The following is an 11816-nucleotide window of genomic DNA, read 5'->3' on the forward strand; positions in this document are numbered from 1 at the left end:
AAGATACAAAAATTGCCTGAGGAATGAAGCACATCAATATAACAAGCCCCAGCAAAAAGCCGGGGCTAATACTTCAATTATTTTAGGACATTTTCAAAAACGCTTGACACGGAATTTCCTTGTTAAAACTTACAAAAATCTGTCTAAAAAATACGAAAACAAAAAATCTGTAAAAATATCTGAGCCGATTGTAACGCATGATAATCATTCTCAAATATTTTCACAGATTCCTTTTCGATGTCTGGAGGACAGCAGACACGCATTACAGTTTGCGCGTAGACTCCCGCTCTATAAGAGTTCCGCCCAGTATTTGCCGTTTCACTACCTTTTTCCGGTCGATCAGACCAAACAAGGTACGGACGCTCTGCAGGGCAATTTCCACTCTTGGATATTTCAATGTGGTGATGGATGGATGATAATATTCCGCAATGTCCTGACCATCTGCTCCTGCCACACAATAATCCTCCGGTACTCTTTTGCCGCTGTCAATAACTGCTCTGCATGCTCCTACCGCCAGAGTATCTGAAATTGCATAAATGCAGGAAAAATCCACCCCCGATTTCAAAAGCTCACAGGTACAGTTATAACCATTCTCAATCGTATAAATTCTTTTACCTGGTTTTAAACGAATTATAAGCTTCTCATCGTACTCCAGTCCATTTTTTTCCAGTGACCTTTTATAGCCATTGAGATGGCATCTTCCAAGACCTTCATCTCCTGAAGTAATAAAGGCGATCCTTTTATGTCCGCAGCTGCACAGATAATCAACCATACTCTGGCTCTCAATCTCTGTATCAGTCGTCACAAGGGCACTTTTAGGATAAGTTCCTGTATCCTCCGGAACTGTTTTTCCGGAACCACTGATCACATACGGAACTCTCAGCATTCTCAGGCTTCGGTATGTATTTTCCAGGAAGAACATAAAGTGGTGACTCCAGTTTATCGTCCAGTTCAAGAGTAATTCTCTTTCCGGCAGGAAGGCTTATGCTGATTTTGTTTCCCTCTTCTTTGAATGGTATCTGTACAGCTGTGGGACGGATAACCGCCTTCTGAAATGGTTCGTTTACTGTAACTTCTACCTCTGCCTTTTCATTTTCATCCAAGAAAGAAACAAAATCAAAAAATTCCGTATGATATACTCGCTGTTCCTTTCCGTTTATCTTAACCTGATACAGCTCTGATACCGGAATATCTTCCACTGATTTCAGTTCATACAGTGGTTTCTCGCTTATCTTTCGCGGTACAAATTCCTGTTTTTTCATCATTATGTTTCTCCTTTATTTTAATTTATTTTTTAAATTCGTAATTATGTTTATAAACATTACTATACATTGTTTTTTATATTTAGTAAAGTGTTTTATTTGACAAGATACTTCGCCTGTTTTTATGCATTTTGTATAAGAGATTCTGTTTTTTCCAATTATCGTTTGACTTATTTGTTTGATACATATATACTATAGGTTACTAAACAACTTTATTTTGAAAGGAAACATTATGGAAAAACTTCCTGCATACAAGAAATGTTATAACAAATTAAAATCCGATATAGATAATAGCGTTTATCCCATAGGTTCCTATCTTCCCACAGAAGATGAGCTTGGAAAAATGTTTTCGGTAAGCCGTACGACGGTCCGGCATGCCATTGACCTTTTGGTTAAAGACAAACGCATAAAGGTAAAGCAGGGTGCCGGCACACAGGTGATCAATCCCAAAGAACGGGAGCTTACCAGCTTCTCAAAATTTCATAACGTAATAGACATAAACACTCTGTTTCCGGATAATGCCGCCCTGACCATCAGCGGAACCTGGATTGACCGTATTCCTGCAAACAGCCAGGTTGCCAGTGCGTTGGACCTTAATGAAGGAACAGAAGTCTTCCGCCTTCAAAGAGTGGTTTCCTCCAATGAACAGCCTGTGATAATTCAGACAAATTATATCCGTATTGATTTTTTCCCAGATTTAGATACCTACCGCGAACAGCTTGTAGATCTCTATTACTTTATTCAGAAGCACTACGGAATTAAATTTGAAACTGGCGAAGAACACATCAACATCAGCTCAGCTGATTTCCTTGATGCACAGATTCTCAACATTGAACCGGGATCTCCTATTTTTTTCAACACCAGAACAGCACACTGTTCACTGGGTCCTATGGAATACCTGGAAGCCAGGATCCGTCCTGATCTGTGCCATTTCGTGGTTCGTATGAAGGAACCACCAGCATGGTACGATCTTCCCGAATTTCAAAAATCCCTGGAACGTGTTTGAAAATGAATGATCAACTTATAAAAAGGAGCGGCGCTATGTCTAAACGCATTTCGGCCCTTCTGCTTTGCTTATTTCTATTTTGCCTGCTAATAGTTTTCCCAGCTGCAGGCTGCGGTCAGAACAGCAGCTCCGGTTCCGGCGAAGAACCGCCTGTTTTTTCCCCGCTGAAGGTTCTGGTTCCGGAAGCTCCGGGAACAGACACCATAGGATATTCACCTCTGATACTGGATATTTCAAATATCAGTCAGGGATATCTGACTGCTGTCAGTGACAGCAATGGTACCACCAAAAACATCCAGCTTTCCGCGGATGACGGCGTTGTTTATTCTTATTTTGTAAGCTCCGGCGAAAGTGCTGTCATTCCGTTTACCAGTGGAAGCGGCACCTACCAGGTATCCTGTTATGAGCAGGTAAACGGCAGTCAGTATGCCGCACTTTTTGCCCAGGCTCTGGAGGTTTCCCTGGAGAATGAATTTCTCCCATTTTTGTATCCGAACCAGTATGTAAATTTTACCCCGGACTCAGAAGCCTGCAAGCTGGCTCTTTCTCTTCTGGCAGAGGATGCCACGGAACAGGAAAGCATTGACACCGTTTTCCAGTATGTAACCCAGCATGTCGCCTACGACGAGGACAAAGCAGCCACCGTTGAGACAGGATATCTTCCTGACATAGACGAAACCCTCTCTACCGGAAAGGGAATCTGTTTTGATTATGCTGCCTTGATGACGGCAATGCTGCGAAGCAGGGATATTCCCTGTAAGCTTCAGATCGGATATGCAGGTGACATCAAGCATGCCTGGATCGATGTTTACATACGTGGAAAAGGATGGGTGGAACAGGCGATTACCTATGACGGGGAGAAATGGAACCGCATGGATCCAACCTTTACCGCCAACAGTGAAGATGAAGAGCTTATCAATTCCTATATCGGTGACAGCGCAAATTATACGCTGCAGTTTACCCGATAGCACAACGAAAAACACCTCGCAGGTTCATGGATTTTTTCAGGATCTGCCTGATGTTTTTTCAGAGAGGACTTTATATGATTACCAAATTAAACAATCGGGAGCTGTTCCAATTCTGTGAACAGTTTTCCATCATATTACATTCCGGAATGTCTGCCATTGAGGGACTTGCCATCTTAAATGACGACAGCCAGACAGAACGGGGCAAAGAAATTTTGACCTTTCTTTATAAAGACATGGAGGAATCCGGCTCTCTGGCGCACGCCATGGAACAATCCGGTGCTTTTCCTGCTTCTGCTGCTGCCTATGTCCGCACCGGCGAAGAGACCGGCTGTCTGGATGAGGTTATGAAGGGTCTGTCTGCTTTCTATGCGAAGGAGATTCAGATCACAGACCAGATCCAGAGTGCAGTCGCCTATCCCCTTGTTATGCTGGGCATGATGACTGCGGTTATTGTAATTCTTCTTGTAAAGGTTCTCCCGGTTTTCCGCCAGGTTTTCCGCCAGCTTGGACTGGAAATGAGCGGGATCTCCGGTGCCCTTCTTGGAATCGGCGAAACACTTAGCCGCTATTCTACTGCCTTCCTTGTTCTTCTGGCCGCGATGATCGGCTTTATCCTTTTCCTGGTTCTTCACCCAAAGGGGCAGGAACTGATCCGCAAAATCGTCTGCCGTTTTCCCGGCATGAAGGAAATTCCGGTAAATCTGGATTACAGTCGTCTTTGCCAATGTATTTCCCTGGGAATCCGAAGCGGACTTTCCCCTGAGCTTTGTGTGGAGCTGGCAGGGGCTGTGGTTACCCAGACTGAGATCAGGGAAAAGCTTGCTTCCATTCAGAAGCAGCTCGCGGAAGGATATGGATTTACAGAAGCCATCACGGAATCCGGACTTTTTAAGGCTATGGAGCTTCGTCTGATCTCCCTTGGTTTTCAGGCTGGTGCATCTGACGAAGTAATGGAAAAACTGGCTGAGCAGTATGAAGAGAAATCCACAGACTCTGTTTCCCACATTGTGTCAATTTTGGAGCCTACTATTGTGATCGTCCTTTCAATTTTGGTAGGACTGGTCCTTCTTTCTGTTATGATGCCGCTGCTGGGACTGTTATCTGAAATGATCGCATAACAACTGTAAGGGAGAGTGAAAATGGATATATTTGAAACCAGACTCATTCGTGTCAGGCGGATTTTCCGCTTTATTGTTCCAATCCTGTTCGCTGCAGTCCTCTGCCTGATCTTCTATCTTGGAATTGCACGTACACAGACTGATTCCCTGGAAAAAGAACAGGTTACTTTAACGCAGGCACTTGAAGGAGGTGCCATCCGCACCTACGCCCTCACAGGCCAATACCCTCAGAGCCTGGATGAATTGCTTTCAGATTACCATATTACCTATGATTCTGAGAAATTTGTGGTAGAATATGTTCCAAACGGATCCAATCTTCTGCCATCGATCAGCGTACTTCCGGTAAATGCCAGAAAAGGAGGTGCCAGATGAATTCCAGATTTACCCGGAAGAACCACAGCATTGATTCACTGGCAGCCCTGCTGCTTTTTGCAATGTATGTGCTGTTTCTTCTATTTCTGATGCTTTTTGGTGCCGGGAACTATCAGGCCTCTGTAAAAAGCCTGGACACTAATAACACCCTTTATACAGCAGCCTCTTACATCACTACCAAGTTTCGTCAGCACGATATTCCCGGAATGACCTCCCTTACAGAGCTTCAGGGAACACAGGTTCTTTGCTTTCAGGAAGCTATTGAGGGGAAAGATTACTGCACTTACATTTATTTTGATGGCAGTCATTTAAAAGAGCTTTTTACAGCATCGGATTCCCGGGCCGATCTTTCTATGGGGACCAACCTCGCACAGCTTCAGGATTTCCAGATTGACGCTTTAGAAAACACTTTTTACAGAATCACATTAACGGACACAGATGGACATTGTTCCAGCTTTCTGCTTCATCCAGGGGTTCCTGCCTGATTCGCAGGTTCCTGAATTTGGGGCTGGTCACTTCTGAATGATGTGCTGAAAGGAAGTTTTTATGAAAAAAATCACTACCCATTCCAAATCCGGGCTTTTTCTTATGGAAATGATATTTGTCCTTCTTTTTCTGGGACTGACCTGCGGTGTCTGCGTAAGACTGTTTGCGGCTTCCTACATGGCAAGGGTACATGCCCGGGAGGACTCTCATATCCAGGAGCTTATCACCAGTGCCGGTGAAATTCTGGAAGGAACTGACGGCACTGTCCAAAATTTTCTGGCACTGATGCCAGATGGAGTTGCAGATCAGGACAGTATTTGCTATTATTTTGACAAGCACTGGCAGAATACTTCCGAAGAAAGCGCGGTTTATAAAATGAGGCTTGTCTGCTCTGCTTCTGACAAGGTCAAAGAAATTCAGGTCACTTTTGAAAAACTCCAGAATGCAAATGAGGAAACCAGTCTTTATACACAAACAATTCGCTTTCCAGTTTTTTCCACAAAGGAGGAAACAGATTCATGAAAGAAAAGAATCATCTTTTTTCCGCAACTGGAATTCCTTCCCTTTTTCTAATCTTCGGAGTACTTATGCTGGTGATCCTGTCCTTGCTTGGCTATGGTACTTCCAGACAGGATCTGCGCTCCAGCAGTCTTTCTCTGGAGCAGACCTCAGCCTATTATAATGCCTGCAGTGAGGCAGCTGATTTTTATTCAGATCTGGTTCAGACACTGGAAGGATTTCAGGCACAGGCAAAATCAGAAAGTGCATATTACCAGCTCGTCTCCGATCATCTGAACTCACAGGAGAATGCAAAATGGGATTCAGAGGAACATACTGCTGAATATGTGAAAGCATTTTCCGACACCCAGAGTCTGGCTGTGAAAATTGTTGTATTCTGGACTGACTGTACAGCTGATTCCACAGCCTCTGATACCGCTGCTTCTGATACCGCAGCTTCTGATACCATTAATGCAGGATTGGACATGACCAGCAGCAATATCGCCGGGATCCTCTCCTGGAATACGGTTGTAACTGCAGACTGGAATCCGGACAACAGCCAGTCTGTCTACAAAGGAGAATAATTTTATGGAAGAAAAAGTAAAGGCTTTTCTGGAGCTTGCCACTCAGAAAAAAGCCTCTGATATATTTATTATTGCCGGTCGTCCCCTTTCTGTAAAAATTGACGGAAAGCTCTGTACACTGGATGGTTTTGAAGAACGGCTCATGCCTCCGGAGACAGATGAATTTATCCGGATCATTTACAAGCTTGCTCACGACCGGAATATAGAACCTATGCTGGAAACCGGTGACGATGACTTTTCCATGGCTATCCCGGGTCTCTCAAGATTTCGTGTAAATACATACCGGCAGCGTGGTTCTCTTGCCGCTGTCATCCGTATTATTGCATTTAATCTGCCGGATCCGCAGGATCTGCACATTCCTCCGGCTGTTATGGAAGCAGCTGACCTTACCAAGGGAATGGTTCTGATCACAGGTCCTGCCGGAAGCGGAAAATCTACCACCATGGCTTGTATCATCGACAAAATCAATCACAGCCGCGAAGGGCATATCATCACGCTGGAAGACCCTTTGGAATACCTGCACAGACATGACAAATGCATTGTCAGCCAACGCGAGATCTGCACGGATACTGCCAATTATCTGGTTTCCCTGCGTGCCACCCTGCGTCAGAGCCCGGATGTGATCCTTCTTGGAGAAATGCGTGACCACGAGACTATCCAGACTGCCATGACTGCTGCTGAGACCGGACATCTGATTCTTTCCAGCCTTCATACTACCGGAGCTGCCAATACCATCAGCCGTATTATGGATGTTTTCGAGCCCAGCCAACAGCATCAGATTGCCATTCAGCTTTCCATGGTTCTGCAGACTGTTATTTCCCAACAGCTGGTGCCGGATGTGAATGGGCACAATATTCCGGTTTTTGAGATCATGAGGCTTACCCCTGCCATTCGAAATATGATCCGCGACAACAAGATTTATCAGATTGACGGTGTGATCGCCTCTTCCTCCCAGGCAGACATGAAATCCATGGATAACAGCCTGCTGGAGCTTTATCGAAACCGCCAGATCACAAGAGAGACTGCACTTAAATATTCATCTAATCCGGAAATGTTAAAACGGAAGCTCATGTAATGGGCTTCCGTTTTTTTAATATCCGAAGGTTGTCCTGCTGCAAAAAACTTTATAGTTTTTACTATGTGCAGACTATCTTCTATTCCACAATGCTTTACTGTAAATTCTATTTCTTTTCTGCAATTGATTTCCTACTTTCTTGTAACTGCCGCCGATGCTTTATACTTTCCCTTTACAACACCATTTGGCTCTTTTACATAAGCACGCACATAATAACGGTACTTCTTTCCTTTTTTTACCTTCGTGTCTGTCCAGGTAGAAGTTTTCCCCTTCTTAATAGTAGCTGCCAGCTTATATTTTCCGCTTCCGGTTTTTTTGTAAATGTAATAGCCATCACACTTCTTCTGTGCCTTCCACTTTAATTTCAGACCTTTCTTCGTATTGGAAACCGATGAGACGGTCTGCCTGGAGGGTGCTGATTTATACGTTCCACTGGACTTGTAACTGCTTGCCACTGTTTTCTTATCCACAGTACAATAAGCTCTTACTGTATACTCATAAACGGTAGCTGATTTTATCTTTTTATCTTTGTAGGATGTAGTAGCTGCTTTCTTTATGTTTGCAAGCTTCGTCCATTTTCCAGAGGATGTTTTCCTGTAAACCACATAGCCTGCTGCACCGGAAATCTTATTCCAGTTTACTGTATTGTAAAGTCCGGAAGAAACCTTCACCGACACAGACGGAGTGGCAAGCATTGTCTTAGCCGCAGCTTCCGCGGTATAATCGGAATATTTCGCAGTACCGTTCACCATACTGTACGCACGGATCTTGTATGTATATGTAATTCCCGGCTGAACTTTCGTATCTGTCCAGGAAGTATCCGACCAGGAGGCGGTCTCTACCTTCTGATACTCTCCGCCGGAGATTTTTCTATAGATCTGATATCCGGAAACTCCGGCTGCTTTACTCCAGGTCAGACTGATCTGGTTATAGGTGCGGGCCGCAGCTTGAAAGGAAGCAGGTCTGGTTACATTCACTGCACTGCTCAAGGTTCTTGTGTGAGCTTTAATTCTTGCACAGGCACTTGGACTTGTTTTGGAAAAATCGCTCCATCCATTTTTCTCATGGTAACAGAAGCTCTGATCCGCCTCCAGACCAGCTTGAAACTCCACCCAGTCATAAGCACTGTTAGTCTCGCACAAGTATTCCACTGTGTCGGAACCGATATTGGTGAGCACTACCGAATAAAGGGTTCCACTCATCAGATTTACCTCTGGCACTTCCACTGTGGAAATACCGGCATGTTCCTGATAAAAAGTTACCGGATTGGCATAGGCCGGAGTTCCGCTTACCGGATTGCTCTTATCCTTCAGATTTGTATAAATCTGAATGCTGTAGCTTCCTCCGTCAGAGTAAGTAGCCAGAACTACTTCTCCAAGGGCTTCTCCGTTCCCATTTCCGGCTTTTGCCTGAAAAACATTGGCAATGGAGGAAATCCCACTGCTGCCGGAAGGATACAGCTTCAGCTTGCTCAGTGCACTGGAGCCATCATAGAAATAGTTGTTACGGTACTTCGGACTGGTGGTGGCTTCTGCTGCTACAATATTATAATTACATTTATTCTCATAGGAAATATAAAAATAACCAGCTTCTCCCCAGTCATCTCCCCAGCTGTTTCTGGCAATCCATGCCCCGTTTAAAGTAACATTGCTGGCAGAATTGAAATTTTCCCTGGAATAATTGTCATCCCATCCAATCAGGGTTATTGCATGATTCACGCCTGCACTTCCCGGGTAGCTGTATGCATACGTATACGGATTATAATAGGTATCATACATTCCAAAGGACATGGAAACAGATCCATATTCTGATATCAGACTTTTAATGTTATTTACAGAATAAGAGGAAAACGCTGCATTTTCCAGATATGCTGTGGTCTGGTATGCCATTTGGGAGGACGGCACCTTGTCAGAGTCCAGAGTATGATCTGCATTTGTCTCATAAGGAACCTGGGATTCCAAAGCCATACCGCTCCACGTACTCAGAAAAATGGCAGCCAGGGTCTGATTTCCTCCATCTCTGTAGGAATGGAGAACCTCGTTTTTGTCATTAGCTGTATTTCCAAGGGAATCGTTCATTCGGTGGGCAAAGAAATATGCCAGATGTTCTTCTGACAGATCAAACAGTCCAGCTCCTGCCTGCAAAAATGAGATTTCCAGGTTGGCAGCCAATGTGTATGCCCAGCACATATTGGAAGGCTTTTGATTCCTTACCGGGATGGAAATACTGCTTCGGGGATCGTATTTCGCAGGATAAGACGCAGCTCTGGCAGCACCTACGCTTCCTGTATCACCATTCCCATTGCCAGATGGCGGGTCTACATAGCTTATGGGCTGCAGCTCACGGATCGGCTCCAACTGAGCCTCAATCTCCGCATCGGTCAGATCGTCTTCACATTTCTCTTCTTCGACAGAATCCGGATCCATGCTGCCAAAGCCAGAATCTTGTTCCTGAAGTTCATCAGTACCACCATCTGAGAAACCGTCTGACAGTTCTTCCGATTGGGAGGGATTTCCATCTGTCATGCCTGTGAAGCTGGCATTGCCTGACTGACCGGCATCGTCTTCCGTACTTCCATTGCCAGCCTGGCTGTCATCGCCTTCTACACTTCCATTGCCAGCCTGGCTGTCATCAGCTAAAGTGCTTCCGCTCCCTGACTGATCATCACCTGCTGAAAAATCATCCTGCACATAAAACTCTTCCGCAGTCATCGCATCCGACGACACAGCTGATACAGCGTCTCTTGCGCTTTCCATTTCCACACTTTCCGTCCAGACCATACTCTGCCCGGCAATATCTGCTGCCTGAATAGGCAAGCCTGTAAAAATCAGGGACTGGGCAAGTAACAGACTTACAGCTGCTTTTTTCAATAATTTCTTATATTTCATATTTACTCCTGTCGTTCTGAGCTTCCTGTTTCGGAGTATTTTTCACACAGGCTCCAGAGCGTATTAAAAAATCACCAGAACAGAATTTTCGTTCAAACAGATATTTTTCACTTATTTATGATTTTTTAGATATTTTTCCAGAAAATGTATTAATTTCTCCATTTCTTCCTGAGTCCCTACCGTGATCCGCAAATGATTGTCAATCCTCGGCTTCGGGAAGTATCTTACATAAATATGCTCCTGACGAAGGGCCTCAAAAATTTCTTTGGCCGGACAGCTTTTGTGAGAAGCAAAGATAAAGTTGGTCTTAGAATCCGGGAATGTGAAACCAAGGGCAGCCAGTTCTTTCTTCGCCCATTCTCTGGTAGCAATAATCTTCTCACAGGTTTCTGTAAAATATGCTTTATCCTGGATAGCTGCCACACCGGTTGCAAGAGTGGTACGATCCATAGTGTAGGAATTGAAGGAATATTTTACATCGTTCAGAAATCTGATCAGCTGTGGATTGCCGCATGCAAAGCCGATACGCATTCCAGCCATGGAACGGGATTTGGAGAAGGTCTGGACTACCAGAAGATTGTCATATTTCTCTATAAGCTCCAGTGCTGATTTCGCTCCGAAATCTACATATGCTTCATCTACGATCACAATGACGTCCCGGTTGTGTAAGAGAATCTCCTCGATGTCACCGAGGGGCAGCTCCACGCCTGTAGGTGCATTGGGGTTCGGAAAAATAATTCCACCGTTTTCTCCGAAGTAATCTTCTTTGCGGATACAGAAGTTCTCATCGAGAGCTTTACATTCATATGGGATTCTGAAAAGATCCGCCCATACGTCATAGAAAGAATAGGTGATATCTGGAAAAAGGATCGGTTTATCTGAGTTAAAGAAGGTGAGGAAGCTCATGGCAAGTACATCATCTGAGCCAACACCTACAAAAACCTGCTCGTCTTTCAGTCCATAGCTCCGGGCAATTGCATGTATCAGGTCGCCAGCTGTAGGGTCCGGATAAAGGCGGAGGGTATCTGGCTGAATCTCGTGTAATGCTTTCTCCACGCCTGGTGCAGGGGGATATGGGTTCTCGTTTGTGTTCAGCTTGATCATGTCCGGCTGGTTGGGCTGCTCGCCGGGTGTATAAGGTACTACTTTACGAATGTTTGCTTCCCATGTATTCATTTCGGTCCATCCTCGCTTCTTCGTATTTTTATTATAATTTCCTTTTGAAAAAATCTGTAGTATGCATGTTTCTGCATAGTTATTAGTATTTTACTTTTTTCCTTGGAGTTTGTCAAATTTCGTTGTGGGGTGTTGCGGTGCTTCTTTCTGCGGTTATATTGCTATTTTGTGGATTGGTCGTTATTCCGGACGCGATTTCACAATGTATATTCACCGCCGCGCGTCGCAACGTTCCGGCAAGCTAATGACTAACTACGACTAAGACGCTCAGGAGAGCCTTCGCGCCTAAGTCTCCGTAAGTCATGGATCTCGCCTCCACTAAAACCGCTCCTGAAATGCGCGGCTTGCGAATATACATTGCAAAATCGCTGGTTACTGGAAAG

At 44.6% G+C, this 11816-nt stretch carries 12 protein-coding genes; 8 read left to right on the forward strand and 4 right to left on the reverse strand.

Annotated features, from left to right (window positions below; all coding sequences use genetic code 11):
* Positions 1-262 precede the first annotated feature (262 nt).
* Positions 263-886 carry a substrate-binding domain-containing protein gene (locus tag DW904_RS21580; protein ID WP_173716502.1) on the reverse strand — a complete coding sequence of 208 codons (624 nt, stop codon included), beginning with the start codon at positions 884-886 and terminating at the stop codon, positions 263-265.
* Entirely contained in the window at positions 816-1265 is a 450-nt protein-coding gene (locus DW904_RS21585; protein WP_118584195.1) for a hypothetical protein, read from the reverse strand. The genes DW904_RS21580 and DW904_RS21585 overlap by 71 nt, the downstream gene beginning before the upstream one ends.
* 229 nt (positions 1266-1494) lie before the next feature.
* On the opposite strand from DW904_RS21585, the gene DW904_RS21590 reads away from it, so the two are divergent.
* The 8 genes from DW904_RS21590 to DW904_RS21625 all read left to right on the forward strand — a co-directional run bounded on the left by DW904_RS21590 (position 1495) and on the right by DW904_RS21625 (position 7369).
* Positions 1495-2268: a GntR family transcriptional regulator gene (locus tag DW904_RS21590; RefSeq protein ID WP_118584196.1), complete on the forward strand. Its 774-nt coding sequence runs from the start codon at positions 1495-1497 to the stop codon at positions 2266-2268.
* A 35-nt stretch (positions 2269-2303) separates the two neighbouring features.
* Entirely contained in the window at positions 2304-3236 is a 933-nt protein-coding gene (locus DW904_RS21595) for a transglutaminase-like domain-containing protein (protein ID WP_118584197.1), read from the forward strand.
* A 74-nt stretch (positions 3237-3310) separates the two neighbouring features.
* Positions 3311-4354: a type II secretion system F family protein gene (locus DW904_RS21600; protein WP_118584205.1), complete on the forward strand. Its 1044-nt coding sequence runs from the start codon at positions 3311-3313 to the stop codon at positions 4352-4354.
* Between the two features lie 21 nt (positions 4355-4375).
* A complete protein-coding gene (locus tag DW904_RS21605) occupies positions 4376-4726 on the forward strand; it encodes a hypothetical protein (protein WP_118584198.1) in 351 nt (116 codons plus the stop codon).
* On the forward strand, positions 4723-5211 hold the full coding sequence (locus DW904_RS21610; protein ID WP_118584199.1) for a DUF4860 domain-containing protein: 489 nt from the start codon (positions 4723-4725) through the stop codon (positions 5209-5211). The genes DW904_RS21605 and DW904_RS21610 overlap by 4 nt, the downstream gene beginning before the upstream one ends.
* Before the next feature lie 61 nt (positions 5212-5272).
* Positions 5273-5734 carry a hypothetical protein gene (locus tag DW904_RS21615; protein WP_118584200.1) on the forward strand — a complete coding sequence of 154 codons (462 nt, stop codon included), beginning with the start codon at positions 5273-5275 and terminating at the stop codon, positions 5732-5734.
* Complete coding sequence (locus DW904_RS21620; RefSeq protein WP_118584201.1) at positions 5731-6294, forward strand: hypothetical protein; 564 nt, start codon at positions 5731-5733, stop codon at positions 6292-6294. The genes DW904_RS21615 and DW904_RS21620 overlap by 4 nt, the downstream gene beginning before the upstream one ends.
* 4 nt (positions 6295-6298) lie before the next feature.
* Entirely contained in the window at positions 6299-7369 is a 1071-nt protein-coding gene (locus DW904_RS21625; protein ID WP_118584202.1) for a PilT/PilU family type 4a pilus ATPase, read from the forward strand.
* 131 nt (positions 7370-7500) lie between these two features.
* Here the strand turns inward: DW904_RS21625 and DW904_RS21630 are convergent, their stop codons facing one another.
* Positions 7501-10257 carry a C1 family peptidase gene (locus tag DW904_RS21630; protein ID WP_118584203.1) on the reverse strand — a complete coding sequence of 919 codons (2757 nt, stop codon included), beginning with the start codon at positions 10255-10257 and terminating at the stop codon, positions 7501-7503.
* Between the two features lie 111 nt (positions 10258-10368).
* Positions 10369-11433, reverse strand: coding sequence for a histidinol-phosphate transaminase (hisC, locus tag DW904_RS21635; protein ID WP_118584204.1), 1065 nt, complete (start codon positions 11431-11433; stop codon positions 10369-10371).
* Positions 11434-11816 lie beyond the last annotated feature (383 nt).

Origin of the sequence: Ruminococcus sp. AM42-11 (assembly GCF_003480145.1) — a bacterium.
Lineage (GTDB): Bacteria > Bacillota > Clostridia > Lachnospirales > Lachnospiraceae > Blautia_A > Blautia_A faecis.